This is a genomic window from Kribbella sp. NPDC050124 (genome assembly GCF_044460355.1).
Classification (GTDB): Bacteria; Actinomycetota; Actinomycetes; order Propionibacteriales; family Kribbellaceae; genus Kribbella.
In genome coordinates, this window is the sequence record NZ_JBITJU010000016.1 from 63,068 (window position 1) to 89,812 (window position 26,745).

A 26,745-nucleotide genomic window follows, 5' to 3' on the forward strand; every position below is an offset into this window, starting at 1 on the left:
TCATTCCTCCTGACCCCGCGCCCGGGCCGCGGCCCGGCGCAGCGCCCGCGTCGTCAACTCGCCCGCGAGGTGGCGCTTGTAGTCGACCGGACCTCGCTGGTCCGCCCACGGGTTGCAGTGCTCCGCGGCGAGCCGCCCGGCCTCCACGAAGCTTGCGTCTGTCGCGGGCTGCCCGCGCAGGAAGTCCTCGGCCTCAGCAGCCACGAAATGCTCGGCTCCGACGGCGGTCAACCCGATGCCGGCATCCTCGACAACGTCGCCGTCGAGCCACAGTACGGCGCCGGCCCCGGCCACAGCCCAGTCGCCGGTACGGCGCTCCACCTTCTCGTAGGCACTGCCGCCGCCGGGCCGGATCGGCACCCGTACCTCGACCAACAGCTCCCCCGGCTCCAGCACCGTCTCGTACGGCCCCAGATGGAACTCCCGGATCGGGACTGTCCGGGTACCGCCCGGTCCGCGGATCACCGCGGTCGCACTGACGGCGGCGAAGGCGGCGGACAGGTCCTCGGCCGGATCGGCCTGGCACAGCGATCCACCCACCGTGCCCCAGTTGCGGACGACCGGGTCGGCGATGACCCGCTCGGCGTCGGCGAAGATCCGGAAGTGTTCGCCGACCACCGCGGAGGCGAGCAGTTCCGCATGGCAGAGCAGCGGACCGATCAGCAGTTCGTCGCCCTCGACGCGCAGGTACGACAGTTCGGTGATCGGGTTGATGTCGATCAGCGCCTCAGGTCTCGACAGGCGCAATCTCATCATCGGGATCAGGCTGTGACCGCCGGCGACCACCAGGGACTCCGGACCGTAGCGGCCGAGCAGTTCGATGGCTTGTTCGACGCTGGTCGCCCTGGCGTACTCGAAACTCACAGGTACCTGCATGCATCCCCCCGGACTCGGTCGGACGCGCCCCGGGCTGAGGCTGGTCAACGTTCAACTACTTGCATGGTCCCTCCGCCGCCCCCCGACCGCAATCAGCCAGACCCCGCCGATGTGAGCCATCTCTCGGTCGGCAGCTGATCGGTCGCGGGACCGTCGACAGGGAGGAAATGCGCCCGAAACAATCCCGACCAGGCTGCTAGACATAGCCACATCGTGAGATTTGGTCTCACGATGCAGGATTGGGAGTTGATTTGTCAGGCGTTGACGCTGACGCTTAACACCATGCTCGCTGCCCGCTCCACTCATCTCGTAGGTCGGATTCACGTCGACCTCGGGCGGATGCGCAGCGCCATCTGTTGTCCTTCGATGTTCTGACAGCCACCCCGCCGGGCCAACGACGGCCCCCTGATCACCCCGATCACCGCTGGGTGCGCACCGCGGAACGCATCGAACCGACGACGCTTCGATACCGCAGCCCGCGGACGCACCTGTCACGAGGACAAGGACACCCTCCCGGATGACTGGCGTCACGTCTGCTCCCCGCAAGCCCGCCCGCCCCCGCAAGGGCAAGGGCGAAGGTCAGTGGGCGCTCGGCTATCGCGAGCCGCTGAACAAGAACGAGGAGAACAAGAAGAACGACGACGGCCTCAACGTCCGGGCCCGGATCGAGAACGTCTACGCGCATCGCGGCTTCGACTCGATCGACCCCGCCGACCTGCGCGGCCGGTTCCGCTGGTGGGGGCTGTACACCCAGCGCAAGCCCGGCATCGACGGCGGCAAGACCGCCACGCTGGAGCCGGAGGAGCTGGACGACCGCTACTTCATGCTGCGGGTCCGGATCGAGGGCGGCCAGCTCAGCACCGAGCAGCTGCGGGTGATCGCCGAGGTCTCCAGCACGTACGCGCGCGACACCGCCGACATCACCGACCGGCAGAACATCCAGCTGCACTGGATCCGGGTCGAGGATGTGCCGGCCATCTGGCAGAAGCTCGAGGCTGTCGGGCTCTACACCACCGAGGCGTGCGGCGACGTGCCGCGGGTGGTCATCTCCAGCCCGGTCGCCGGGATCGCCGCGGACGAGATCATCGACCCGACGCCGGCCATCGACGAGATCGTCGAGAAGTACATCGGGTCGGCGGAGTTCTCCAACCTGCCGCGGAAGTTCAAGACCGCGATGACGGGTCACCCGTCACACGACGTCGTACCGGAGGTCAACGACATCGCCTTCGTCGGGGTCGTCCACCCCGAGCACGGGCCGGGCTTCGACCTGTGGGTCGGCGGCGGCCTGTCGACGAACCCGATGCTCGCCCAGCGGCTGGGCACCTGGATCCCGCTGGACGAGGTCGCCGAAGCCTGGTGGGGGGTCACCAGCATCTTCCGCGACTACGGGTACCGGCGGCTGCGGAACCGGGCCCGGCTGAAGTTCCTGATGGCCGACTGGGGTGCGGAGAAGTTCCGCGAGGTGCTCGAGGAGAAGTACCTCAAGCGCAAGCTGATCGACGGCCCGGCGCCTGAGGTCCCCGCGGTCCAGGGCGACCACGTGGGCGTCTACCAGCAGAAGGACGGCCGGTACTTCGTCGGCGTCGCGCCCGTGGTCGGCCGAGTGTCCGGCAGCTCGCTGGCCAAGGTGGCCGACGTGGTCGCCGCGCACGGGTCGGACCGGATCCGGACCACCGCGCAGCAGAAGCTGATCGTGCTGGACGTCGAGGAGTCGAAGGTCGAGTCGCTGGTCGAGCAGCTCGCCGAGCTCGGCTACCAGGCCCGGCCGTCGGCGTGGCGGCGGAACACGATGGCCTGCACCGGGATCGAGTTCTGCAAGCTGGCGATCGTCGAGACCAAGGCCCGGGCCGCGCAGCTGATCGACGAGCTCGAGCAGCGGATCCCCGAGCTGGACGTCCCGATCACGGTGAACGTGAACGGCTGCCCGAACTCCTGCGCCCGGATCCAGGTCGCCGACATCGGCCTCAAGGGCCAGCTGGTCCGCGACGACGACGGCAACCAGGTCCCGGGCTACCAGGTCCACCTCGGCGGCGGCCTCGGCCTGGACGCCGGCTTCGGCCGCAAGCTGCGCGGCCACAAGGTCACCTCGGCCGCTCTGGCCGATTACGTCGAGCGCATCACCCAGAACTACCTGAAGGAGCGCAACGAGGGCGAGCGCTTCGCCCAGTGGGTCACCCGAGCAGACGAGGAGGCACTTCAGTGAGCGAGCGAGCAGCACCGTTGTACTGCCCTTATTGCGGGGACGAGGACCTTCGTCCTTCCGAGGAAGGGCACGGCGCTTGGGAGTGCCGGCCGTGTGCACGGGTGTTCCAGCTGAAGATGATCGGACTGCGGGTGACGGTGGAATGAGTACTGATCTGAAGACGCTCGCCGAAGAGGCGAACGAACGACTAGCCGACGCCTCGGCGCACGAGCTGCTGGCGTGGGCGCGGGAGACCTTCGGTGACGAACTGGTGGTGACCGCCTCGATGGCAGACGGGGCACTCCCCCACCTCGCAGCCGAGGCGGCCCCCGGTGTCGACGTACTGTTCCTCGACACGGGCTACCACTTCGCCGAGACGATCGGCACCCGCGACGCGGTGGCGGCGACGCTGCCGATCAACCTGGTCAACGCCACCCCGAAGCAGACGGTCGCCGAGCAGGACGCCGAGTACGGCGAGAAACTCCACGACCGCGACCCGAACAAGTGCTGCGCGCTCCGCAAGGTCGAGCCGCTCAACCGGTACCTGTCCGGCTACAAGGCCTGGGTCACCGGCATCCGCCGCGAGGAGGCGCCGACCCGGGCGAACACCCCGGTGGTCGAGTACGACGAGAAGCGCGACATGGTCAAGCTGAACCCGATCGCGCCGTGGACCCAGGAGGACCTGGACACCTACATCGCCGACAACGGCGTGCTGGTGAACCTGCTCCAGTACGACGGCTACCCGTCGATCGGCTGCGAACCGTGCACCCAGCGCGTCGCCCCCGGTGAGGACCCGCGCAGCGGCCGCTGGGCCGGCACGGGCAAGGTCGAATGCGGGCTGCACACATGACCGCCACGATCGACACGCCGACCGAAACCATCGCCGCCCCGGAGGAACCCCTGAACACCACGACCGTCACCGAGCTGGACGCGCTGGAGAGCGAGTCCATCCACGTGTTCCGCGAGGTGGCGGCGGAGTTCGAGCGTCCGGTGATCCTGTTCTCCGGTGGCAAGGACTCGATCGTGATGCTGCACCTGGCCCGGAAGGCGTTCGCGCCGGCCGGTGTCCCGTTCTCGCTGCTGCATGTCGACACCGGCCACAACTTCCCCGAGGTCCTGGCCTACCGCGACGCCACGGTGAAGGCGCTGGGGTTGCGGCTGGAGGTGGCCAGCGTCGAGGAGTACATCGCCGACGGCCGGCTGCGGGAGCGCTCGGACGGCACCCGCAACCCGCTGCAGACGATTCCGTTGCTGGACGCGATCAACGGGCACCGGTTCGACGCGGTGTTCGGTGGTGGCCGCCGCGACGAGGAGCGGGCCCGGGCGAAGGAGCGGATCTTCAGCCTGCGCGACGAGTTCGGCCAGTGGGACCCGCGCAACCAGCGTCCGGAGCTGTGGTCGCTGTACAACGGCAAGCACCGCCCGGGTGAGCACGTGCGGGTGTTCCCGTTGTCGAACTGGACCGAGCTGGACGTGTGGCACTACATCGAGCGCGAGCAGATCGCGCTGCCGAGCATCTACTACGCCCACCAGCGGGACGTGTTCGAGCGTGACGGCATGCTGCTGGGCGTCGGCCCGTACTCCCAGCCCCGCGACGGCGAGACCGTCACCAACCGGGTGGTGCGCTACCGCACCGTCGGCGACATGTCCTGCACCGGCGCCGTCGCCTCGACCGCGTCGTCGGCAGCCGAGGTGGTCGTCGAGGTGGCGGCCAGCGAGCTGACCGAGCGTGGCGCGACGCGCGCCGACGACCGGGTCAGCGAGGCCGCGATGGAAGACCGCAAGCGAGAGGGGTACTTCTGATGAGCACGCTCCTCCGCCTCGCGACCGCGGGTTCGGTCGACGACGGCAAGTCCACGCTGGTCGGCCGGCTGCTGCACGACTGCAAGGCGATCCTCGCCGACCAGATCGCGCACGTACAGACGGTGTCCGCGGCGCGGGGCGGCGACTTCGACTTCGCACTGCTCACCGACGGGCTGCGGGCCGAGCGTGAGCAGGGCATCACCATCGACGTCGCCTACCGGTACTTCGCCACCGACAAGCGCTCGTTCATCCTGGCCGACTGCCCCGGGCACGTGCAGTACACCCGCAACACGGTGACCGGCGCGTCCACCGCGGACGTGGTGATCATCCTGGTCGACGCCCGCCACGGAGTGCTCGAGCAGACCCGCCGGCACCTGGCCGTGGCCGGTCTGCTCCGGGTCCCGCACGTCGTCCTCGCGGTGAACAAGATCGACCTCGTCGGGTACGACGAAGCCGTCTTCACCGGGATCGCCAAGGACGTCAACGACCTGGCCGACCAGCTCGGGATCGCCGACGTGCACGCCATCCCGGTGTCCGCGCTGGTCGGGGACAACGTGGTCGAGCGATCCGCCGAGACCGCCTGGTACGACGGCCCGACCCTGCTGGAGTACCTGGAGAACGCGACCGGCCGGATCGACAACTCCCAGCAGCCGCTGCGGTTCCCGGTCCAGTACGTGATCCGGCCGCAGACCGACGACGAGTACCGCGACTACCGCGGCTACACCGGAACCGTTGCCTCCGGCACCGTCTCGGTCGGTGACCCGGTGGTCGTGCTGCCGGCCGGTCGCCGTACCTCGGTGGCCGGGATCGACAAGGCCGTCGTCACCGCCACCTCGACCGCGGTCGCCGAACGGCCGTCCGCGGTCGCCGGCGAGGCCGTCACCGTCCGGCTGGCCGACGACATCGACGTCGCCCGCGGCTCGGTGATCGTCGCGGCCGAGGCCTCCCCCGGCACCCGCCGGGAACTGGCCGCCACCGTGTGCTGGCTGTCCGACCGCCCGCTGACCGTGGGCGCCCGGGTGCTGATCAAGCACACCACCACCACTGCCCAGGCCATCGTGACCAAGATCAACGGCGCGCTGGACCTGGACACGCTCGGAGTCATCGACGCCGCCGGGCTCGACCTGAACGACATCGGCAAGGTGCAACTCAAGGTCGCCGCACCGCTGGCCGCCGACCCGTACTCCAGCAACGCCATCACCGGATCGTTCCTGCTCATCGACGCCCACGACGGGTGGACGCTCGCAGCCGGCATGATCGACGACGAAGAAGGGGAACTGCTGTGACTGCTCCAGCGCTCGTGATCCTCGCCCACGGCAGCCGCGACCCGCGTTCGGCCGCCACCGTCCACGCCCTCGTCAAGTGCCTGCGCGACCTGCGTGACGACCTGCGGATCGAAGCCTCCTTCCTCGACCACTGCCCGCCCACGCCGTACCAGGTGATCGGCAAGCTCGCCGCGGAGGGTGTGGAGGAAGTCGTCGTCCTGCCGCTGCTGCTGTCGTCGGCGTACCACGCCCGGATCGACGTCCCGGCCGTCGTCGACGAGGCCCGCACCCGGTTCCCGGACCTGCGGATCATCGCCTCGGACGTGCTCGGGTACGACGAGACGCTGCTCGACGTCCTGGACCGCCGGATGCGGGCCGAGCTCAAGGACGGCCGGGTGCGGGAGCTGGACGCGCTGGTGCTGGCGTGCGCCGGTTCGAGCGACTCGCAGGCGAACGCGAGCGTCACCCGCCTCGCGCGGCTGTGGGGTCAGCGGCACAAGCTCCCGGTCACCGCGGCCTTCACCTGCGCCGCGTCGCCGTCCCCGGCTGAGGCTGTCCTGCAGTGGCGGCTGGAGGGTCGCCGGCACGTTGCAGTCGGCTCCCTCTTCCTGGCGCCGGGTGTGCTCCCGGACCGCGCCGAGTCGACCGCTCGTCGCGCCGGCGCAGTCGCCGTCTCCCGCCCGCTCGGTGTGAGCGCCGAGGTAGCCCGCCTGGTCCTCCTCCGGTACGGCGTGGCCGGCCTCGACCTCCTCACCCTCGCGCCGGCTCCCCGGCCAACCGTCGTACGGCCCGAGCTGGTCCGCACGGCTTAATAGCGCAACGGATCCACGAAGGAGACGTCCGTATAGGGCGTCTCCTTCGTGGTGATTTGGGCGAGCAATTCACCGACGCCGGCGCAGTGCTTGAAGCCGTGGCCGCTGTCGCCGCCGGCGATCACCAGCCGCTCGTCCCGCCGCCCGACCAGGAACTGACCGTCCGGCGAGTCCGTCACCATGCACGGGATCACCTTCACCGGCTCCGGATCGAGCTCCGGGAAGTGCCCCGCGACCGCCGCCGAGAGCTCCGCGATGTCCTTCCGCGGATGGATGTACCGATCGAGCTCGTCCGGATCGACGCCACGGTCCCGCTGCGCCCCGTCCAGTCCGACCTTCACCAGGAAGTCCTCGTCGGATCCGTGCCCCCACAGCCCGCGCCCGTCCGGGAACTCCCAGATGAACGCCGGGAAGTTCGCCAGCCGGAACGCCTCCGAGCCCGCGTCCTTCGGCTGGAACCAGAACAACGGCGTACGACGCGGCGACAACGGCAATCCCGGCACGAGCTTCCCGAGCCAAGCCCCGCCACACACGACGACCTGCTCCGCCTGAACGGCGATCGTCGGCGTCTGGACCGTCACGTGGCCTGACTCGACGTCGATCCCGGTCACCATCGTGTGCGGATACACCGTGGCGCCCAGCTTCTGCGCCTCCGCAACGTGCGCCCGGACGGTCGGCTCGGCGTAGCAAATGCCCGCCCCCGGATCCCAGACCGCCACGTCCTCCGCGGCCAGGTCGTACTGCGGGAACCTGCTTGCCAGCTCGTCGTGGCTCAGATCGGTCGTCGACGCACCGGCCGCGGCCGCGGCCCGGCGAGCGCCACTCACCGGATGACTGTCCGGTGCGCCGACATTGAGTGAGCCCGTCTGGCGGACGTACACCTCACCCGTCCGCTCGCTCAGGCTCGTCCACAACTCCACCGACTTCCGCGCGATCGGTGTCAGCCCCGGGTGCTCCATGCACGCGACCCGGAACAGCCGCGTGGTCCCGTGCGAGGACCCGAACGGATGCCCGATCCCCTGCCGCTCGATCCCGATCACGTTCACCCCGCGCGCCGCCAGCCGCCACAACGCCGCCGACCCGAACGCGCCCAGCCCAACCACCACGACATCCGCTCGCAGAGTCTCCACCCGGCCACCTTAGCGAGCCGTTGATAGCGTGATATCTTGCTATCCATGGCGAAGGACGGGACGAAGAACATCCTGTTGCGGCTGGACCCGGAGCTGGCCGAGCGGCTGCAGACGGTGGCCTCGGTCGAGGGGCGGTCGGTGTCCGACGTCGCCCGGGAGGCGATCGCCGCGCTGGTGGACCGGCGCCGCCAGGACGACCGCTTCAGCCGGCTCCTCGACGAGAACCTGGCCCGCCACGAGGAGTCCCTGCGCCGCCTCCGCGGAGACGACTGATGCGCTTCCTCGACCAGTACGACGTCCTCGCGATCGCGGCCCGGGTGTTGCGGTGCTCCTCCGACGACGCGGTCCGGCGGACGAATCTCGACGCGGTCGACGAGGTGCTGGGCGACGTACGTCGTACCAGCGGACTGGTCGAGGCGGCGGCGGTGTTGCTGGCCGGACTGGTTCGGGCGCGGGCGTTCGACGGCGCGAACCGGGTCGTGACGGTGGCGGTCGTGCTGCAGTTCGCTGCCATGAACCGGTCGGACCTGCGACTCGAACCGGTCGAGGAAGTCGACGAGCTACTGGATCGGATCGCCTCCGACGGGGTCTCGGCCGACGAGGTGGCCGAGTTCATCCGCGAGCGACTGAAGCCGGAGCACGTCACCGCAGCAGACCTGCAGGACCAACTCCGGCTCGACCTGCTGCTCGAGGACGAGGTCAAGGACCTCGCGTCCTCCGTCGAGGATCACCTGTCGTGGAGGGGAGGCGGAATGTTCGAGTTGTTCACCGACTCGGCCCGGCGGGCCATCGTCCTCGCGCAGGAGGAGGCCCGGATGCTCAATCACACCTTCATCGGGACCGAGCACCTGCTGCTGGGGATCATCCACGAGGAGCAGGGCGGTGGCGCGAAGGTGCTGGCCGGTCTGGGCGTCACCGCGCCGGCTGTGCGTGACCTGGTGGTCGAGATCATCGGCCGGGGCGCCGGCCGCGGCGTCAGTGGCACGGTCCCGTTCACCCCGCGGGCGAAGAGCACGCTCGAACACGCCTACGACGAGGCGGCGGCACCGGGCTGGAAGCAGGCACGAGCCCGCCGGCTCGGCACCGAGATCATCGGCACCGAGCACCTGTTGCTCGGCCTGCTCCGCGACGGCGAGGGCGTCGCCGGCCAGATCCTGATGAAGCTGGGCAACGAACTCGACGAGGTACGACGCAAGACGCACGAGTGGATCGATCACCGCCAACGTCTCGAGTCAGCCGTCTCCGGCTACCTCACCGAGGAGGCCGACACCGCCTGGACCACACCCGAGGCCGCGGCGGCCTGGACCACCTACGGTCGTCGCCATCACCTGCTCGCCGAGCTCAACGCCGTACTCGACGAGAACGAACGGCTCCACGAACAGGTCGCCGCCCTCCGAGCCCTGCTCCGCCGCCACAACATCGACCCGGACGGCTAACGGCTACGTCGTCGGCTGGAAGAGCTCGATCGGGTTGCCGGACGGGTCGTCCAGCAGGATCTGCAGGCCGCCGCGGCCGGTGACGATCTCGTTCCGGAACGAGGCACCGTCGGCGCGCAGTGCGGCGACCGTGGACTCCAGATCGTCGACCTCCAACTGGATCCGGTTCCAACCGCCGGGCTCGGGGCGGCGCCCGTCGGGCATCGTCTGGGCCGCGCCGCCCGGGCCCTTAGGCTCGGACAGCAGCAGCCGGAGATCACCGCGGGTGATCCCGGCGAACCCCGGCCCGGGCCGCATCTGCACCTCGAACCCGAGGTGCTTGGTGTAGAAGTCGACGGCCGCGTCGACGTCGCTGACGATGTACCTCACCGAAACCACGCTCATCGTTGTGCTCCTTCCGCCCCCTGTGTACCCAATCTGGCGAGCAGCGGACAGGTCAGGTGGCGGCCAGGCGCTTCTTTTCGGTGTCCACGTCGAAGTCGGCGGTCGGCCACTCCGGATTCAAGGACTGCAGGGTCTCGAGCAGGATCGTGGTGACCGCCCAGTTGCGGTACCACTTGCGGTCACTCGGGATCACCAGCCAGGGCGCCTCCGGGCCGTTGCAGCGCTCCAGGGCGGCTTCGTAGGCCTCGGTGTAGGCCGGCCAGAGCTTCCGCTCGTCGACGTCACCCGTGTTGTACTTCCAGTGCTTCGTCGGGTCGTCCAGGCGCGCCTGGAGCCGGACCTTCTGCTCCTCCGGCGAGATGTGCAGGAAGCACTTCAGCAGCGTCACGCCGTTCGCCGCGAGCTCGGCCTCGAAGTCGTTGATCTGGGCGTAGCGCCGATTCCACACCGGCGGCGCGACCAGGTTGCGTACCCGCGCGATCAGCACGTCCTCGTAGTGCGAGCGGTCGAAGATCCCGATCATCCCGGCACCTGGCAGCGCCTGCCGGATCCGCCACAGGAACCCGCGGCGCTTCTCAGCCGGCGTCGGCGCCTTGAACGAGGTGATCTTCAGGCCCTGCGGGTCCATCAGGCCCGCGCCGTGCCGGATCACGCCGCCCTTGCCGGACGTGTCCATCCCCTGCAGCACCAGCAGGACGCTGCGCTGCCCGTCCTGGCGGCCTTCGGCGAACAGACGCTCCTGCCAGTCGGACAGCTCGGCACCAAGGTTCTCCAGCGCAAGCTTGCCCTCGTCCTTCGTCCCGGTGAATCCAGGCGTGGCGCGCGTGTCGTACGTGCTCAGATCCACCGGCCCCTGCGGCACCTTCAGCTGCTCGAGCAGCCCACCCTTGTCCGCCTGGCTCTTCTTCTGCTTCGCCATCGCACCATCCTGCCTCATCCGTCCGGCAATTCCCGGGACCGCGACGAGCACCAGGGCGGCGGCGCCTGCCCAGGAAAGCACGCCTGGCGGTCAACCTCCGGCATTGGCGAGGGCGATCAGCCGGGAGAGCGCCCTCAGGTACTTCTTGCGGTAACCGCCCTTGAGCATGTCGGCGGAGAACAGTTGGTCCAGCGGTACACCACCGGCCAGCAGGGGCAGGTTGCGGTCGTACATTCGGTCGGCCAGGACAACCACCCGCAAGGCAACGTTCTCGTCGGTCAGCGGCCGGATGTCAGTGATGCCGACGGTCTCGACGCCGTCGAGCAAAGCGCCGTACTTGCTCGGGTGCAGTTCGGCCAGGTGGCGGTGCAGGTCGACGAAGTGGTCGCACGAGGCATTGGCGCGCTCGGCGGTCTTCGCCTCCACCTTGTCGTCCGGCCACGGCTCGGGCGCCACCGGCAGGCCGCGGTGACGGTAGTCCGGCCCGTCGATCCGCCGTACGTCGAAATTCGCGGCCAGAGCCTGGATCTCGCGGAGGAAGTCGATCGCCTGGAACCGGCCCTCCCCCAGCTTGTCGGGCAGCGTGTTCGAGGTGGCCGCCAACTCGACGCCGGCCGCGACGAGCTGACCGAGCAGCCGCGAGATCAGCATCGTGTCGCCTGGATCGTCCAGCTCGAACTCGTCGATGCAGATCAGCCGGTACGACGACAGCGCGTCGACCGCGGTCCGCAGGCCCAGTGCCCCGACCAGGTTGGTGAGCTCGACGAACGTGCAGTACATCTTCGGCCCGGCCGCCTCGTGCCACAGCGACGCGAGCAGGTGCGTCTTGCCGACCCCGAACCCGCCGTCGAGGTAGATCCCGGGCTTGCCGGGCGCTTGGTCGCGCCTCCGCAGCCGCGACCACAGACTCGGCGCCTGTCGCGGCTTGGCCATTCCGACCGCGCGTTCACTCAGCATCGCGAGCGCTTCGGCCTGGGAGGGCTCGTCGGGCGCCGGCTGGTAGGTGGCGAACCGGACGTCGGCAAAGCGCGGCGGCGGCACGCACTCCGACAGCAGCCGGTCCGGGCTCACCTCCGGCCACCGCTCACTCAGCCGAATCACCATGCGCCCAACCCTAAGTGGCCCACCCCACGCACCACCCCACCACCCGCACCGCTCACCACCACCCGCACCGCTCACCACCCACCGCCCGGCATCCCACTGCCCCACCGCCCGCCGTCCGACCTGCGGTCGATGGCGGGTTGTGTCACCGGTGGCGGGTTGCAGCACGCCAGTGGTGACATAAGCCGCCAGTGGGCTCGGTTCGGAAACTCCGGGAAACTTCCACGTGACCTTGACCACTTTCTTACTTTCAGTTAGGAAGTTGATGTGAGGTTCGTGAGGTGACTGACTGAGGAGTCGGTATGGGCGAACGGCGGGATGCCGGAACAGTGGGCCGGCGGACGGTACTCAAGGGGGCGCTGGGCGGCGCCGCGGCACTGGGGCTCGGGCCGGCCCTCGCCGCGTGCGGCGGCAGTGACAGCGGGGGTGGCACCACGAGCGGCGGGAAGGCCGTGGTCCGGATGTGGTCGTGGTACAACGACCAGGAGGCCCAATTCCCGAAGCTGATCGAGAAGTTCGAGGCGGCGCACGGCAACATCAAGATCGAGAACCGGATCTTCGGCACCCCGGACCAGTACCTGCCCGCCCTGCAGGCGGCGGTGGCCGGCGGCGACGTCCCGGAGATCTTCGCGCCGCACACGCGGGCGCTCACCTACGGCACCGGCGGTGTCTCGGCCGACCTGAAGCAGGAGCTCGGCGACGACTTCCTGAAGGACTTCTTCGACTCGGCCAACCAGGAGTTCACCCTGGACGGCAAGCAGTACGCGGTCGGCTGGATGGCGCAGACGTTCGGCTTGTTCTACAACCCGGACCTGCTGACGAAGGCCGGCGTCGGCGAGGACGAGATCGAGACCTGGGACGACCTGATCGCGGCCGCGGCCAAGATCCGAGCCATCGGCAAGCATCCGGTCGCGCTCAGCTGCAACCCGACGACCAGCTCGCTGGACTTCTTCCTGCCGCTGATCACCCAGGTCGCCGACGACCCGACGTTCTACCTGAAGCTCGACCAGCTCAAGGACGGCGCGACGTACGAGGACCCGAAGGTCGTCGACGCGATCAAGCTGCAGCAGAAGATCGTCAAGGGCGGCGTGTTCCAGCCCGGCACGACCGGCACCAGCGGCGACCAGGCGCCGCAGCTGTTCTACACCGAGAAGGCCGCGATGCTGTTCAACGGCTCGTGGACGCCGCAGGGCCTGACCCAGGACGCCCCGCCGGCCTTCGTGAAGAAGTACAAGGTGATGAAGACCCCCGCGCTCGCGGCCGGCAAGCGGCACTGGACCGCGAACCAGGCCGGCGCCGGCTGGGCGGTCTCGGCGACCAGCAAGAACAAGGACGCCGCGCTGGAGTTCCTGAAGTTCCTGTACTCCGCGGACGGGTACTCCCCCACGATGAACGAGTCGAACTCGATGCCGGCCACCAAGAGCGCGGCGAACCGGATCGAGCTGCCGATCATGAAGCAGATGACGTCCTGGCTGCTCGACGGCGACGGCTGCCCGCACATCCCGTTCGGTCCCGGCTCGGTCGCGGCCGGCGATCCGCTCGCCAAGATCTTCGACGGCAAGGGCGACCCGGCGGCGGTCGCGAAGGAGATGCAGCAGGCCGTGCTGAACGCCAAGGGCGGCTGATCGGATGGCGACAGCGCTGTCCCGGCCGGAAACCAGACCCCAGGCGGTCCCCCGCCGTACGTCGTACCGGTTCGGCTCGCCGTTGCGCCGGTCGCAGCGGGCCGCGGGCTACCTGTTCGTGCTGCCCACGTTCGCGCTGTTCCTGGCGTTCGTGCTCTGGCCGATCCTGTACACGGCGTACCTGAGCCTGACCTCCTGGGGTGGCTTCGGTACGCCGCGGTTCGTGAACTTCGACAACTACAGCCGGATGCTGTCCGACCCGGTCGCGCGCCGGGCGATGGTGATCACGCTGGTGCTGACCGGGGTCACCACGGCACTGCTCACGTTCCTCGGACTGGTGACCGCCGTACTCGTCAACGCCGTCTGGCCGAAGGTCGGCGTACTTGTCCGGACGATCCTGTTCATCCCGGGCATCGTCTCATTCGTGGTGTCGGCGGTGCTGTGGAAGCTGATCTACGACCCGAACATCGGCACGCTGAACCGGCTGCTTGGAGCGGTCGGCCTGGACAGCCTGCAGCATCCGTGGCTGGCCGACCAGAAGACGGTGCTGCCGGCCATCATCGTGGTGACGGTCTGGGGCGGGATCGGCTTCACGATGCTGATCTTCTACGCTGGTCTGCAGGGCATCGACCCGAGTCTGTACGAGGCCGCGGCCGTGGACGGCGCCAACACCGTGCAGCAGTTCCGCCACATCACGGTCCCGAGCCTTCGGGTCGTCACCGGCCTGGTCGTCAGCCTCGGCCTGCTCAACGGGTTCAAGGCGTTCGACGTCATCTTCGTGATGACCGGCGGCGGACCGAACCACGCCAGCGAGGTGCTCGGCACCTACCTGTACTCGCTCGCGTTCGGCTCGACCTCCGGCTCGATCCCGCAACTCGGCTACGCGAGCGCGTTCAGCGTCGTGACGATGGTGCTCTGCACGCTGGCCGTGATCGCCCAGCTCTGGCTGACCAGGAGGGCGGACCGATGAAACGTCAGTCCTGGGCCGGGAAGTCGTTCGCCACCTTCGTGCTGGCGCCGTTCTGCGTGTTGATGGCGTTCCCGTTCGTCTGGATGCTGCTCACTTCACTGCGCGAGCAGAACACGATCTTCAACGGGCCGTTCTTCCCCCACTCCGTCACCGGCAAGGCCTACCAGGAGGCGTGGACGTCGATCGAGTTCCCGCTGCATTTCTGGAACAGCGTCTGGATCACGTCCGTCACCGTCATCGGCGTACTGGTCTTCGCCACCTTGAGCGGCTACGCCTTCGCGAAACTCGACTTTCCCTTCCGCAACACGCTTTTCGTCCTCTTGTTGACAACCCTGATGATGCCGTCGACGGCGCTCATCATCCCGCTCTACCTCGAGCTCAAGTCGCTCGGCCTGCTCGACACCCAGACCGGCCTGCTGGTGCTCTACGTCTCCGGGTCGGCGCCGTTCGCGATGTTCCTGATGCGGGCGTTCTTCCAGACCCTGCCGGACGAGCTGATCGAGGCAGCCCGGGTGGACGGCGGCAGCGAGTTCACCATCTTCCGCCGGGTGATCCTGCCGCTCACCCGGCCCGGGATCGCGACCGTGGTGATCTTCCAGTTCCTGTCCACCTGGAACGAGTTCCTGATCGCCAACACCGTGCTGCGCAGCACCGACTCGCTGCCGCTCCAGCCGGTGCTGTTCACGCTGATGGGTCAGTACTCCACCAACTGGCCGGCGCTCACCGCCGGCCTCACGCTGTCCGTCGTACCGGTCGTCGTCGTCTACGTGCGGATGCAGCGGCAGTTCGTCGCCGGGATGATGCTCGGCGCCGTCAAGAACTAGCTCTCTCACCCCGAAAGAGGTCCGATGGCGATCAAGAACGTCGTGGTCAACTGCACGGACGTGCAGCGCTCGGTCGAGTACTACACCAAGTTCCTGGAGCTACAGGTCGTCGGCGAGCCGACCCCGGAACGCGCCGTCCTCGACGCGGTCACCGCGACGATCGAGTTACGGGCCGTCGGCAACGGCCGTGAGCTGAGCACCTGGGTCGGCGACGACCTGCAGAAGGGCTTCCGGCACGTCGGGTTGAAGGTCGACCGGCTCGACGAGCGGGCCGCCGTACTCAAGGCTGCCGGGGTCGAGTTCAAGCTCGACCCGCTCGATGCCGAGGGCAAGGTCCGGATCTGCTTCTTCTACGACCCCGACGGCACGTTGCTGGAGATGATCCAGGGCGACCTGCAGTACGCCGAGATCCTCGACGCCGACGGGGTCGCCCGGGAGCGCGCACTCGGCGTACCGCAGCGGCCGCGGTTCGACCACGTCGCGATCACGATCGAGGACCGCGAGCGGACCAGCGCGTACTACGACGAGCACCACGGCTTCTCGTTCATCGGCACCATCGAGCAACCGCACGACCAGCGCGGGTTCAGCATCGGCTACCTCAAGGGCGGCGACACCGTGCTCGAGGTCTTCACCTACCAGGTCCCCAAGTCCGAGCGGGATCCGCAGCTCGATGTGGCCGGCTTCGCATACGCCGAGCTCGATGGCAAGCCTCCGGCCGATCTCGGCAAGCTCGTCTCACCTGACGGCACGACCGTGTACGTCGATCCGGACGGGTTCGCGTTCGCCGTAGGCTCCGAGGCATGAACAGGGACTGGCTTCGCCCGCTCGGATCCACAGGCCTCACCGTCTCCGCCGTCTGCGCCGGCGGCAGCGGCATCGCGGGCATGCCCGCGGTCTTCGGGTACGACGTCACCCGTCAGGAGGCCGTCGACCTCGTGCTCCGCGTCTTCGACAGCCCGCAGACGTGGATCGACACCTCCAACGGGTACGGCGACGGCGAGAGCGAACTCCGCATCGGCCAGGCCATCAAGGAGTACGGCGGCCTGCCCGACGGGTTCCTGGTCGCGACGAAGGTCGACGCCCGCGACGGGGACTACTCCGGCGCCCGGGTCCGCGCGAGTGTCGCGGAGAGCAAGGAGCGTCTCGGCCTGGACAACCTGCCGCTGGTGCACCTGCACGACCCGGAGTTCCACGACTTCGACACCATGCGTGATGCCGTCGACACCTTGATGCAACTGCGCGCGGACGGCGAGATCGGCCACGTCGGGCTCGCCGGCGGCAACACCCGCGAGCTCTCCCGCTACCTCGACCTCGGCGGCTTCGAGGTGCTGCTCGTCCACAACCGCTGGAGCCTGGTCGACCACTCGGCCAGTGCCTTGTTCGAGCGCGCGCTCGCCGATGGGCTCGGCGTGATCAACGCGGCGATCTACGGCGGCGGCATCCTCGCGAACCCGCAGGGCTCGACGAAGTACGCGTACCGCGAGGCGCAACCCGCCGTACTGGAGGCGGTGCAGGCGATGGACAAGGCGTGCCGCGAGCACGGCGTCGACCTCGCGACGGCCGCGCTTCGGCACTCCACCGACACCCCGGGCATCGCCGGGACCGTGGTCGGCATCAGCAAGCCGGCCCGGGTCGACGCGCTGGTCGCTGCCATGGAAGCGGACCTGCCCGACGAGCTCCTTAACCGGTTGAGTAGCCTGCTGCCAGCGGAGCAGTACTGGGTCGAAGGTCAGAAGGAGACATCGTGACGAACGGCTTCCCACCCGGGTTTGCCTGGGGCGCCGCGACGGCGTCGTACCAGGTGGAGGGTGCGGTCTCCACGGACGGGCGCGGCCCCAGCATCTGGGACACCTTTGCGCACACGCCGGGGCGGATCTCCGACGGGACCACCGGCGACGTCGCCGACGACCACTACCACCGGTTCGCCGAGGACGTCCGGCTGCTCGCGGACCTCGGCCTGACCGCGTACCGGTTCTCGATCGCCTGGCCGCGGATCATCCCGGCAGGCTCCGGGGTGACGAACCCGGCCGGTCTCACGTTCTACCGGCGGCTCGCCGAGACGTGCCTGGAGAACGGCGTCACGCCGTACGCGACCCTCTATCACTGGGACCTGCCGCAGCCGCTCGAGGACGCGGGCGGCTGGCTGGTCCGCGACACCGCCGAGCGGTTCCGCGACTACGCGGCCGTCACGCACGCGGCGCTGGCGGACGTGATCAAGAACTGGATGACGCTGAACGAGCCGTGGTGCTCGGCGTTCCTCGGCTACGGGAACGGCGAGCACGCCCCCGGGCGGACCGAGGGTGCGGACGCGCTGAAGGCCGTGCATCACCTGCTGCTCGGTCACGGACTCGCGCTTGAGGCGATTCGCTGTCCGGAGGGTTCCTACGGCATCGCGCTCAACCCGGCGCCGATCCACGCCGCGTCCGACTCGGCCGCGGACCGCGACGCCGCGCGGCGGGTCGACGGACTGCGCAACCGGATGTTCTTGGAGCCGTTGCTGGCCGAGAAGTACCCGGCCGACGTTCTCGAGGACACCGGGATGACCGACTGGTTCTCGCAGTTCGAGTCGGACCTGCCGGTGATCGGCGCGCCGCTCGACTTCGTCGGCGTGAACTACTACTGCCCGACGACCGTGGCCGCGCTGGACGGGCCGGTATCGTCGCCGGGCGGCCCGACGACGCAGCCGGGCAGCGAGAACGTACGCGCCGTGGACACCGGTCTGCCGAAGACGCAGATGGGCTGGCCGATCCAGGCGACCGGGCTGCGCGACATCCTGGTCACGATCAACAAGCTCGCGCCCGACCTGCCGCTGTACGTGACGGAGAACGGGGCGGCGTACCCGGACTCAGTGACTGCCGACGGGACTGTCGAGGACGACGACCGGCTGGACTACTTCCGGCAGCACCTCACGGTCTGCCGGGAGCTGGTCGCCGAGGGCCTGCCGCTGAAGGGGTACTTCGCCTGGTCGCTGATGGACAACTTCGAGTGGGCGTTCGGCTTCAGCCGGCGGTTCGGGATCGTGTACGTCGACTACGAGAGCCAGCAGCGGATCGTGAAGAAGAGCGGGCGCTGGCTGCAGGCCTTCATCTCCGAGTAGCCGGCATCAGCTCGTGACCGTCCGGATCGACTTCTGGTGTGGAGTGAGCTGACTGTGCAGGACGAGCGATGCGGCGCCCAGTGCCGCAGCGCTCGGCCCCAGCTTCGACAGCTCGACCCGGGTCGGATGCATCGCGCGGACGAACGACAGACGGTTGATCTCGGTCGCCGCGACCCGGACGTAGATGTCGCCGGCCTCGCTGAACCCGGGGCCGGCCAGGATGATCTGGTCCAGGTCGAGCAGGTTGGTGATCGACAGCAACGCCTTGGCCAGGTACGTCGCCGACTCCTCGATCAGCTGGACGCACCGGGGGTCGCCGGCCGCGGCCAGCCGGGCGATCTTGGCGAAGTCCGAGCGCAGCGCCGTACGGCGGCCGCGCAAAGCTAGCTCGTTGACCAGGGACGGGTCCTGCTCGGCACGCTTCACGACCGCGGCTGGCGCGGCCAGGCTCTCCAGACAGCCCTGGCCACCGCACCAGCACTGCGGACCGTTGACGTCGAGGACCATGTGGCCGATCTCGCCGACGTTCGACGACGAGCCGCGGTACACGTCGCCGTTGGTGACCAGGCCGAGCCCGAACCCGGCCGCCATGTAGACGGTGGCGAAGTCGTTCACCGACGGGATCCGGCCGGCCCAGAACTCGCCGATCGCGGCGCAGGTCGAGTCGTTCTCGACCACGATCGGGTGGTCGATCGCCGCCTTGAGTGTGTCCCGGACGGCGAACGGCTCCCAGACGTACTTCGACGCGTTGGTCCGCAGCAGCCGGATCCCGCCGCCACCTTGCCGCCCGGCCAGCGCGACCCCGACGCCGACCAGAGTGGCAGGCTCGATGTTCGCCTTCACGACCAGGTCCTCGAGCTCGGTGGTGATCCGCTGCACGACCGTGTCCGGCGCGTCCCTTCCGATCCCGCGCGACGACATCTGCTCGATCACCCGGCCACTCATGTCGGTCACGACGTACGTCGTACTGGGGGTGTCGATCGAGATGCCGACGGCGTGCCGGGCCCGTGGGTTGAACTGCAGCAGCGTCGCGCGCTTGCCGCCGGTCGGGTCGCCGAGGCCGGTCTCGACGATCAGGCCGTCGGACAGCAACTGTTTCACCACCCGCGAGATGGACGCCCCGGTCAGCCCGGAGCGGTCGGCCAGATCGACCCGCGTGACCGTGCCGCTGGACCGGATCAGATCCAGGATCGCGCTGTGCGTCTCCTGCGCGGTCGCACCCTTCAGAATCTTCCCCACGTCACCGTCCTCCCTCGGCTCACCCCGAACTTTAATACACAAGGTAACAAAGCGGTATCGGCTTGACCTCAACCAATCTTGAGGTCCTAGCGTCTGCGGCTGTGAAGACGATCAGATTGCACGAGTTCGGTCCGGCGGAGAACCTGCGGTACGAGGAGGTCCCGGACCCGGTGCCTGTCGCGGAGCAGGTGCTGATCCGGGTGGAGGCGGCGGGGGTCCACCTGGTCGACACGACTCTCCGGTCCGGCACTGGCGGTGGCGGGCCGATCCCGCTGCCCGAGTTGCCAACCATCCCCGGCCGCGAGGTCGCCGGCCGCGTGGAAGCGGTCGGCCCCGGGGTCGACGAGGCGTGGATCAGCAAGCGGGTCGTGGTGCATCTCGGCATGGTCCCAGGAGGGTACGCCGAACTCGCCGTCGCCAAGGTGGAGTCGCTGTACGAACTACCGGACCATGTCGACGCTGCACAGGCCGTCGCCGCGATCGGGACTGGCCGGACGACCGCCGGGATCCTGTCGCAGGCGAGGCTGTCGGCGGATGACGTCGTACTGGTCACCGCGGCCGCCGGTGGAATCGGCAGCTACCTGGTCCAGGCGGCCCGCAACGTCGGCGCCACTGTCATCGGCTTAGCCGGCGGCCCCGAGAAGGTCCAGTTGGTCCGCGACCTTGGCGCGCACTACGCAGTCGACTACAAGAACCCAGACTGGCCCACCGCCCTGAAAGCCGACCTCGGCGACCGCGCAGTCACAGTCCTCCTGGACGGCGTAGGCGGCGACAGCGGCCAACAGGCCTTCGACCTACTCGGCCTCGGCGGCCGCCTCCTGATGTTCGGCTGGTCCGCCGGCGGCCCGATCCGTTTGACCACCGAAGACCTGATGTCCCGCGGCCTAACCGCAACCTGGGCCATCGGCCCCAAACTCCTCCCCAAACTCCGCCCCCTGGAAGCCACCGCCCTAGAAGAAACCTTCTCCGGCCGCTGGCACGCCCCAACCACCACCTTCCCCCTCGCGAACGCAGCCGAGGCCCACCAAGCCCTCGAGTCCCGAGCCACCACCGGCAAGGTCATCCTCATCCCCTGACGCACACCACGCTGGGCCCCGGATCTCCTGGTGGGTCGATCCGGGGCCCGGCCGGGCGGCTACCAGATGGTGTAGGCGAAGGTGGTGCTTCCCGACGCGCCGCCGCTGTCAGTCGAGCCCTAGTCGCGTGGCGCGTACATGATCACGGCGACGCCGGCCAGGCAGATGGCGGCGCCGAGGACGTCCCAGCGGTCGGGGCGGAACTTGTCCACCACCATCCCCCAGGCCAGCGACCCGGCGACGAACACTCCGCCGTACGCGGCGAGGATCCGGCCGAAGTTCGGATCCGGCTGGAAGGTCGCGACGAAGCCGTACGCGCCGAGCGCGATCACGCCGCCGGCGATCCACCAGATCCCACGATGCTCCCGCCAGCCCTGCCAGATGAGCCACGCGCCGCCGATCTCGGCAAGTGCCGCCAGGACGAACAGCAGCACCGACCGCAGGACCGTCACGGGCGCTTGACCAGGTCGGTGAATGGCAGCGGGCAGTTGGGGTCACCTGCGCAGGTCTCGAGGTCGTCGCAACCGGCGGCGATCCCGGCCCGCAGGCTGTCCGCGATCACAGTCAGGTCGGCGATCTTCGCTTCCACGTCGGCCAGTTTCTCGCGAGCCCTTGCCTGCAACCCGGCTCCCTCGCCGATGCGGTGCCGATGCCTGGCCGCGTCCAGGAGCTCGGCGACTTCGGTCAGCGTGAAGCCGAGGCGCTGAGCCGCCTTGATCACCCGGAGCGTGGTGACGACTTCGTCCGGGTAGAGCCGGTGCCCGCCGAGGCTTCGTGTCGGCTCGTCGATCAGTCCGCGGCGTTCGTAGTACCGGAGAGTCTGCAGGTTCACGCCCGCCGCGGCCGCGACCTGGCCGGAACGCAGACCGTCAGCCATAACGGGTGCTCAGGGCATCCAGTACTGCGACCTGCGTAGGCGGGACCGTGATGCGCAGGGCGAGCCGCTCGCCGTTCGGCGTGATTTCGAAGTGGAAGAACGAGCAGCACTCGGTCTCCCGGGCGGTGAGGTCGGCCGTGGCTGCCTCGGCCTCGCGGGCGAGGGTGAGCTCGAGAGTAGTCGGGTCGACGCGGGCGACGCCGGTCAGGTGCTCCGCGAACAGTGCGTCGAACTCGGCGACGCGGAACGGCTGCTCGGCGGTTGGCAATGTGCAGGCCTCCGGGGCCCAGTTCGTCGTACTCATGCTTCGACGGTAAACCTGTACCCAAGTACAGGATGCAACCATCTCTGGCACTTTGTGCAGTCGCCGAGTGTTTTCGGCGGCGGAAACTGCTCGGTGGATGCACAAAGTGGGGTTGAATGGCGGGATGCGACTGCCGATCATGCCGCCGGTGAAGCCGATGCTGGCCAAGCCGGTCAAGGAGATTCCGCGGGGCTCGCTGAGCTACGAGCCGAAGTGGGACGGGTTCCGCTCGATCATCTTCCGCGACGGGGACGAGGTGGAGATCGGCAGCCGGAACGAGAAGCCGATGACCCGGTACTTCCCCGAGCTGGTCGAGGCGGTGAAGGCGAACCTGCCGGAGCGCTGCGCGATCGACGGCGAGATCATCGTGATCGGCGAGTCCGGCGACCGGCTCGACTTCGAGGTGCTGCAGCAGCGGATCCACCCGGCCGCGAGCCGGGTCAACATGCTGTCGGAGAAGACGCCGGCCCGGTTCGTCGCGTTCGACCTGCTGGCGCTCGGGGACGACGACTACACCGAGCGTCCGTTCAGCGAACGCCGTACTGCGCTGCTCGAGGCTCTTGCCGACGTGAAGGCGCCGATTCATGTCACGCCGGCGACCACCGACCACGCCACCGCCGGGCGGTGGTTCGAGCAGTTCGAGGGCGCCGGGCTGGACGGGCTGATCGCGAAGCCACTCGACGGCATCTACCAGCCGGACAAGCGGGTGATGTTCAAGGTGAAGCCGGAGCGCACCGCGGACTGCGTGGTCGCCGGGTACCGCCTGCACAAGAGCGGCCCGGACCGGATCGGCTCACTGCTGCTCGGGCTCTACAACGACGACGGCACCCTCGCCAGCGTCGGCGTGATCGGCGCGTTCCCGCTCGAGCGGCGCAAGGAGCTGTTCCAGGAGATGCAGCCGCTGGTGACCACGTTCGACGACCATCCGTGGGCGTGGGCCAAGCAGGAGGAGGGCGTCCGGACGCCGCGCAACGCCGAGGGCAGCCGCTGGCAGGCCGGCAAGGACCTCTCGTTCACCCCGCTGCGCCCGGAGCTCGTGGTCGAGGTCCGCTACGACCACATGGAAGGCATCCGCTTCCGCCACACCGCCCAATTCGTCCGCTGGCGCCCAGACCGCACCCCAGAATCCTGCACCTACGAACAACTAGAAGAGCCCGTCAAGTTCGACCTGGCCGACGTCCTGACCAGCGCGACCAGTTGAGGAAACTGGATCGATCTAGTTGACGGTCAAAGTGTTGTGGTGGGGGCATCATGGGGGATATACCGACTGGTACGAACCGGAGGTTGCGAGATGTACGACGTCGTACTGCTCGTCGAACAGGAACTGTCCGAGCCGGACGCGAAACGCGTGGTCGACCTGCACCAGGACATGCCCGAGCCGGTCAAATACCACGTGCTCGTGCCCTGCCACAACGCCGAGGCCGGGGTGGAGGCCTCCATCAGCGCCCTCGGCACCGCTGACCTCTACGGACCGGGGCTGGCCACCCAGCGCCAGGACCTGGCCGAGGCGCAGAAGGCGATCGACACCGAGGCCAAGGGCTGCACCGGACGCAGTGTGCAACGGCTGCGCGACCTGAGCCAGCACGCCGAGGGCGGGATCTCCCACGACCGCCCGATCGACGCCCTGATCGCCACCGTCGACAAGGTGAACGCGCAGGAGGTCATCATCCTGACCCGGTCGCACGTGGTCGCCGAGTTCTTCCACCTGGACTGGACCAACTCCGCACGCCGGCACCTCCGGGTCCCGGTCTTGCACCTGCTGGAGCACGACCCGCAGAAGGCCTCGACGAACTAGTGTGACAGGAGGGCCGCGTAGGTGACGCCCGCCGCGAGGCTGGCGATCAGCAGGGAGAGGCTGGTGCGCAAGGCTTTGTCGCCGACCTTGCCGTAGTGGCGGCCGTCCTCGGAGTGGTAGGCGAGCTTGAAGCCCGCATAGCCGGCCGCCAGCACCAAGGCCAGTTTGATCATTGCTCCCCCTCCCCTACCCTCAAGCTCACGGTACCCCTAGACATTCGCCGCGGTCCCGGACTCCCTGAACTGCGTGCGGTACAGGTCGGCGTACTCGCCGTTCTGCGCCAGCAGCTGCTCGTGCGTGCCCCGCTCGACGATGTTGCCGTGGTCAACCACCAGGATCAGGTCGGCGTTCCGCACCGTGGACAACCGGTGCGCGATCACCAGCGACGTACGCCCCTCCAGCGCCGTGTCCAGAGCGCGCTGTACGGCGACCTCCGACTCCGAGTCCAGGTGTGCAGTGGCCTCGTCCAGTACGACGATGCGCGGCGCCTTGAGCAGCAACCGGGCGATCGCGAGCCGCTGCCGCTCACCACCGGACAACCGGTGACCGCGATCCCCGACCACGGTGTCCAGACCGTCGGGCAGCGACGACACCAGCTCCCAGATCTGCGCCGACTTCAGCGCCTCGATCATCTCCTCGTCGGTGGCCTCCGGCTTGGCGTAGCCGAGGTTCGCCCGGATCGTGTCGTGGAACATGTGCGCGTCCTGCGTCACGTAGCCGACCGCGTCGTGCAGCGACCGCAACGTCACCTCGCGTACGTCGTTCCCGCCGACCCGGACCGCTCCGCCGGAGACGTCGTACAGGCGGGCGACCAGGTTCGTGATGGTCGTCTTGCCGGCGCCGGACGGCCCGACCAAAGCCACCATCTGGCCCGGACGGACCACGAAACTGACGTCCTCCAGGACCTGCGCCGACACCCGCTTGTCCAGCACAGCCACGGACTCCAGGCTCGCCAGTGACACCTGCTCGGCCGTCGGGTACGAGAAGGCCACGTGATCGAACTCGACACTCGCGGCATCGGCTGGCAACGGCTTCGCGCCGGGCGTGTCCTTGATCATCGGCTCCAGGTCGAGCACCTCGAAGACCCGCTCGAACGACACCAGCGCGGTCATCACGTCGACGCGGATGTTCGACAGCGCGGTCAACGGGCCGTAGAGCCGGCCGAGCAGCGCGACCAGCGCCAGCAGCGTCCCGACGGTCAGGATCTCGCGGACCGCGAGGTTGCCGCCCACGCCGTACACCAGAGCCGTGGCCAGCGCGGCGACCAATGTCAGCGCGGTGAAGAAGACCCGGCCGAGCATCGCGATCCGGATGCCCAGGTCGCGGACCCGGCCCGCGCGCTCACCGAAGCCCTGGTTCTCCAGCTCCGGCTTGCCGAAGAGCGTCACGAGCATCGCGCCCCCGACGCTGAACCGCTCGGTCATCGCGGTCGACATGTCCGCGTTGAGCTGCATCTGCTCACGCGTCATCGCGGCCAGCCGGCGACCGAGGATGCGCGCTGGGATCAGGAACACCGGCAGCAGCAGGATCGCCACCACGGTCAACTGCCAGCTGAGCACGAGCATCGCGCCGACCACGAGGATCAGGCTGATGATGTTCGACACCACGCCCGACAGCGTCGAGGTGAACGCCTGCTGCGCCCCGATTACGTCGTTGTTCAGCCGGGACACGAGCGCGCCGGTCTGGGTCCGGGTGAAGAACGCGACCGGCATCTGCTGGACGTGCTCGAACACCTTGGTCCGCAGGTCGAAGATCAGCCCCTCACCGATCCGGGCCGAGTACCACCGCTGGATCAGGCCGAGCACGGCCTCGAAAACCGCGAGCAGCGCGACCACCAGCGCCAGCGCGGTGACCAAGCCTGCGTCGCCCTTGCCGATGCCGTCGTCGACGATCTTCTTGAACAGCAGCGGCGACGCGATCACCAGGAAGGCGGACACGACCACCAGCAGCAAGAAGACGATGATGTGCCAGCGGTAGGGCCTCGCGAACCCGGCGATCCGGCGCAGCGTGCCCTTGGCCAGCTTCCGGTCGGTCACGGACGCGTCCTGGCGCCGCCAGCCGTACGCGCCCATTCCCATCGGCCCCATGCCTGACATCGGCGTCCTCCGCTACTCGTCTCGTCAACCCAGACAACACTTCAGGTCTCTGCATACTTCCCGTTGAGCAACCAATGGTTGCACAAGACGACGATCCGCCGTACAGTCTCATGCAACCAAAGGTTGCGGATGATGGGAGCAGCGGGATGGACCAGCGCCGGATCGAGCGGCAGATCCACGTCAACGCCACCCCCGAGGTGGTCTACGAGGTGATCAGTACGCCGGAACACCTGCGCGAGTGGTGGCCGGACGACGCCGAACTGGAACCAGTGGCCGGTGCGACCGGCGAGGTCCGGTTCGTCCGGTCCGGCGCCACCAAGGTCGAGCCGCTCACGGTGGTCGAGGCCGACCCGCCACGGCGGTTCAGCTTCCGCTGGGCCTATGAGGGCGAGGTCGCGACGGCTGCCAACTCGCTGCTCGTGACGTTCGACCTGCTCCCGGCGGGCGCGGGCACCTTGCTGCGCTTCGCCGAGACCGGGTACGACGAGGCCGCCAAGTCGGACGAGCTGTACCAAGACCACTTCACCGGCTGGGACTACTTCCTCCCACGACTCGTCCCGTACGTCGACAAACTGGCGGCGTCATCATGACCGTCACCATCGACGACGACCTTTGGTCGGCCGTCGGCGACCCGACCCGGCGGCGGATGCTCGACCTGCTGCTGACCGACGGCAGCGGTACGGCGACCACCTTGAGCGACCGGTTGCCGGTCACTCGTCAGGCGGTCGCCAAGCACCTCGGCGTCCTGGATCGGGTCGGCCTGGTCCACGTCACGCCGTCCGGGCGTGAGCGCCTCTACACCGTGGACGAAACCCGGCTCGCCCGGGCGGTCGACCAGCTGTCGTCGGTCCGCGACGCCTGGGACGGCCGGTTGCAGCGCATCAAGCGGATGGCCGAGGTCATCCAATCCCAAAGACATGAGAGAGGTAGTTGA

The 26,745-nt window shown here is 68.7% G+C and carries 29 protein-coding genes; 18 read left to right on the top strand and 11 right to left on the bottom strand.

The genetic code is table 11. The features are described 5' to 3' along the window. Positions 1-864 (bottom strand): FAD binding domain-containing protein, encoded by an 864-nt coding sequence (locus ACIBL3_RS30500; protein ID WP_396357166.1) that lies wholly within the window; start codon positions 862-864, stop codon positions 1-3. 529 nt (positions 865-1,393) lie between these two features. On the opposite strand from ACIBL3_RS30500, the gene ACIBL3_RS30505 reads away from it, so the two are divergent. The 5 genes from ACIBL3_RS30505 to ACIBL3_RS30525 all read left to right on the top strand — a co-directional run bounded on the left by ACIBL3_RS30505 (position 1,394) and on the right by ACIBL3_RS30525 (position 6,938). After that, positions 1,394-3,079, top strand: a complete 1,686-nt coding sequence (locus tag ACIBL3_RS30505; protein WP_396357167.1) for a nitrite/sulfite reductase — start codon at positions 1,394-1,396, stop codon at positions 3,077-3,079. 142 nt (positions 3,080-3,221) lie between these two features. Then, positions 3,222-3,908 carry a phosphoadenylyl-sulfate reductase gene (locus tag ACIBL3_RS30510; protein ID WP_396357168.1) on the top strand — a complete coding sequence of 229 codons (687 nt, stop codon included), beginning with the start codon at positions 3,222-3,224 and terminating at the stop codon, positions 3,906-3,908. Next, the gene (cysD, locus tag ACIBL3_RS30515; RefSeq protein WP_396357169.1) at positions 3,905-4,861 is read left to right on the top strand and encodes a sulfate adenylyltransferase subunit CysD; all 957 of its coding nucleotides are present in this window, start codon (positions 3,905-3,907) and stop codon (positions 4,859-4,861) included. The genes ACIBL3_RS30510 and cysD overlap by 4 nt, the downstream gene beginning before the upstream one ends. Next, positions 4,861-6,147 (top strand): sulfate adenylyltransferase subunit 1, encoded by a 1,287-nt coding sequence (locus tag ACIBL3_RS30520; protein ID WP_396357170.1) that lies wholly within the window; start codon positions 4,861-4,863, stop codon positions 6,145-6,147. The genes cysD and ACIBL3_RS30520 overlap by 1 nt, the downstream gene beginning before the upstream one ends. Next, positions 6,144-6,938 carry a sirohydrochlorin chelatase gene (locus tag ACIBL3_RS30525; RefSeq protein WP_396357171.1) on the top strand — a complete coding sequence of 265 codons (795 nt, stop codon included), beginning with the start codon at positions 6,144-6,146 and terminating at the stop codon, positions 6,936-6,938. Before ACIBL3_RS30520 ends, ACIBL3_RS30525 begins: the two co-directional genes overlap by 4 nt. On the opposite strand, the gene solA is transcribed toward ACIBL3_RS30525, so the two are convergent. Further along, entirely contained in the window at positions 6,935-8,068 is a 1,134-nt protein-coding gene (gene solA / locus ACIBL3_RS30530) for an N-methyl-L-tryptophan oxidase (RefSeq protein ID WP_396357172.1), read from the bottom strand. The genes ACIBL3_RS30525 and solA overlap by 4 nt on opposite strands. A gap of 45 nt (positions 8,069-8,113) precedes the next feature. Here solA and ACIBL3_RS30535 point away from each other — a divergent pair, with 45 nt between their 5' ends. Together ACIBL3_RS30535 and ACIBL3_RS30540 are read left to right on the top strand one after the other, a co-directional pair. Continuing rightward, positions 8,114-8,341 (top strand): ribbon-helix-helix protein, CopG family, encoded by a 228-nt coding sequence (locus ACIBL3_RS30535; RefSeq protein ID WP_396357173.1) that lies wholly within the window; start codon positions 8,114-8,116, stop codon positions 8,339-8,341. After that, positions 8,341-9,504 (top strand): Clp protease N-terminal domain-containing protein, encoded by a 1,164-nt coding sequence (locus ACIBL3_RS30540; RefSeq protein WP_396357174.1) that lies wholly within the window; start codon positions 8,341-8,343, stop codon positions 9,502-9,504. Before ACIBL3_RS30535 ends, ACIBL3_RS30540 begins: the two co-directional genes overlap by 1 nt. 3 nt (positions 9,505-9,507) lie before the next feature. Here the strand turns inward: ACIBL3_RS30540 and ACIBL3_RS30545 are convergent, their stop codons facing one another. The 3 genes from ACIBL3_RS30545 to zapE form a co-directional block, all read right to left on the bottom strand. Then, a complete protein-coding gene (locus ACIBL3_RS30545) occupies positions 9,508-9,888 on the bottom strand; it encodes a VOC family protein (RefSeq protein WP_396357175.1) in 381 nt (126 codons plus the stop codon). Between the two features lie 52 nt (positions 9,889-9,940). After that, positions 9,941-10,807: a polyphosphate kinase 2 family protein gene (locus ACIBL3_RS30550; protein WP_396357176.1), complete on the bottom strand. Its 867-nt coding sequence runs from the start codon at positions 10,805-10,807 to the stop codon at positions 9,941-9,943. 90 nt (positions 10,808-10,897) lie between these two features. Beyond that, positions 10,898-11,911, bottom strand: a complete 1,014-nt coding sequence (gene zapE / locus ACIBL3_RS30555; protein WP_396357177.1) for a cell division protein ZapE — start codon at positions 11,909-11,911, stop codon at positions 10,898-10,900. Positions 11,912-12,210: 299 nt separating this feature from the next. Here zapE and ACIBL3_RS30560 point away from each other — a divergent pair, with 299 nt between their 5' ends. From ACIBL3_RS30560 to ACIBL3_RS30585, 6 genes are read left to right on the top strand one after another with little or no spacing between them, the layout of a single operon-like run. Beyond that, the gene (locus ACIBL3_RS30560; protein ID WP_396357178.1) at positions 12,211-13,533 is read left to right on the top strand and encodes an extracellular solute-binding protein; all 1,323 of its coding nucleotides are present in this window, start codon (positions 12,211-12,213) and stop codon (positions 13,531-13,533) included. Positions 13,534-13,537: 4 nt separating this feature from the next. Next, positions 13,538-14,503, top strand: a complete 966-nt coding sequence (locus ACIBL3_RS30565) for a carbohydrate ABC transporter permease (RefSeq protein WP_396357179.1) — start codon at positions 13,538-13,540, stop codon at positions 14,501-14,503. Next, entirely contained in the window at positions 14,500-15,327 is an 828-nt protein-coding gene (locus ACIBL3_RS30570; RefSeq protein ID WP_396357180.1) for a carbohydrate ABC transporter permease, read from the top strand. Before ACIBL3_RS30565 ends, ACIBL3_RS30570 begins: the two co-directional genes overlap by 4 nt. A 24-nt stretch (positions 15,328-15,351) precedes the next feature. After that, a complete protein-coding gene (locus tag ACIBL3_RS30575) occupies positions 15,352-16,131 on the top strand; it encodes a VOC family protein (RefSeq protein WP_396357181.1) in 780 nt (259 codons plus the stop codon). Continuing rightward, complete coding sequence (locus tag ACIBL3_RS30580) at positions 16,128-17,075, top strand: aldo/keto reductase (RefSeq protein WP_396357182.1); 948 nt, start codon at positions 16,128-16,130, stop codon at positions 17,073-17,075. Before ACIBL3_RS30575 ends, ACIBL3_RS30580 begins: the two co-directional genes overlap by 4 nt. Then, a complete protein-coding gene (locus tag ACIBL3_RS30585; protein ID WP_396357184.1) occupies positions 17,072-18,424 on the top strand; it encodes a GH1 family beta-glucosidase in 1,353 nt (450 codons plus the stop codon). The genes ACIBL3_RS30580 and ACIBL3_RS30585 overlap by 4 nt, the downstream gene beginning before the upstream one ends. 6 nt (positions 18,425-18,430) lie before the next feature. Here the strand turns inward: ACIBL3_RS30585 and ACIBL3_RS30590 are convergent, their stop codons facing one another. Further along, a complete protein-coding gene (locus ACIBL3_RS30590; protein WP_396357185.1) occupies positions 18,431-19,663 on the bottom strand; it encodes an ROK family protein in 1,233 nt (410 codons plus the stop codon). 101 nt (positions 19,664-19,764) lie between these two features. On the opposite strand from ACIBL3_RS30590, the gene ACIBL3_RS30595 reads away from it, so the two are divergent. Beyond that, the gene (locus tag ACIBL3_RS30595; protein WP_396357186.1) at positions 19,765-20,739 is read left to right on the top strand and encodes a zinc-binding dehydrogenase; all 975 of its coding nucleotides are present in this window, start codon (positions 19,765-19,767) and stop codon (positions 20,737-20,739) included. Positions 20,740-20,858: 119 nt separating this feature from the next. Here ACIBL3_RS30595 and ACIBL3_RS30600 read toward each other — a convergent pair whose 3' ends face one another. From ACIBL3_RS30600 to ACIBL3_RS30610, 3 genes are read right to left on the bottom strand one after another with little or no spacing between them, the layout of a single operon-like run. Further along, complete coding sequence (locus ACIBL3_RS30600; RefSeq protein ID WP_396357187.1) at positions 20,859-21,191, bottom strand: YnfA family protein; 333 nt, start codon at positions 21,189-21,191, stop codon at positions 20,859-20,861. Then, on the bottom strand, positions 21,188-21,616 hold the full coding sequence (locus ACIBL3_RS30605) for a MerR family transcriptional regulator (protein WP_396357188.1): 429 nt from the start codon (positions 21,614-21,616) through the stop codon (positions 21,188-21,190). Before ACIBL3_RS30605 ends, ACIBL3_RS30600 begins: the two co-directional genes overlap by 4 nt. Continuing rightward, positions 21,609-21,920, bottom strand: coding sequence for a hypothetical protein (locus ACIBL3_RS30610; protein ID WP_396357189.1), 312 nt, complete (start codon positions 21,918-21,920; stop codon positions 21,609-21,611). The genes ACIBL3_RS30605 and ACIBL3_RS30610 overlap by 8 nt, the downstream gene beginning before the upstream one ends. A 124-nt stretch (positions 21,921-22,044) precedes the next feature. On the opposite strand from ACIBL3_RS30610, the gene ACIBL3_RS30615 reads away from it, so the two are divergent. Continuing rightward, a complete protein-coding gene (locus ACIBL3_RS30615; RefSeq protein ID WP_396357190.1) occupies positions 22,045-23,121 on the top strand; it encodes an ATP-dependent DNA ligase in 1,077 nt (358 codons plus the stop codon). 90 nt (positions 23,122-23,211) lie between these two features. After that, the gene (locus ACIBL3_RS30620; RefSeq protein WP_396357192.1) at positions 23,212-23,715 is read left to right on the top strand and encodes a hypothetical protein; all 504 of its coding nucleotides are present in this window, start codon (positions 23,212-23,214) and stop codon (positions 23,713-23,715) included. On the opposite strand, the gene ACIBL3_RS30625 is transcribed toward ACIBL3_RS30620, so the two are convergent. After that, complete coding sequence (locus ACIBL3_RS30625; protein ID WP_396357193.1) at positions 23,712-23,888, bottom strand: hypothetical protein; 177 nt, start codon at positions 23,886-23,888, stop codon at positions 23,712-23,714. The genes ACIBL3_RS30620 and ACIBL3_RS30625 overlap by 4 nt on opposite strands. Positions 23,889-23,924: 36 nt before the next feature. After that, positions 23,925-25,802 carry an ABC transporter ATP-binding protein gene (locus ACIBL3_RS30630; RefSeq protein WP_396357313.1) on the bottom strand — a complete coding sequence of 626 codons (1,878 nt, stop codon included), beginning with the start codon at positions 25,800-25,802 and terminating at the stop codon, positions 23,925-23,927. Between the two features lie 155 nt (positions 25,803-25,957). Here ACIBL3_RS30630 and ACIBL3_RS30635 point away from each other — a divergent pair, with 155 nt between their 5' ends. Continuing rightward, complete coding sequence (locus ACIBL3_RS30635; RefSeq protein WP_396357194.1) at positions 25,958-26,401, top strand: SRPBCC domain-containing protein; 444 nt, start codon at positions 25,958-25,960, stop codon at positions 26,399-26,401. Then, entirely contained in the window at positions 26,398-26,745 is a 348-nt protein-coding gene (locus ACIBL3_RS30640; protein WP_396357195.1) for an ArsR/SmtB family transcription factor, read from the top strand. Before ACIBL3_RS30635 ends, ACIBL3_RS30640 begins: the two co-directional genes overlap by 4 nt.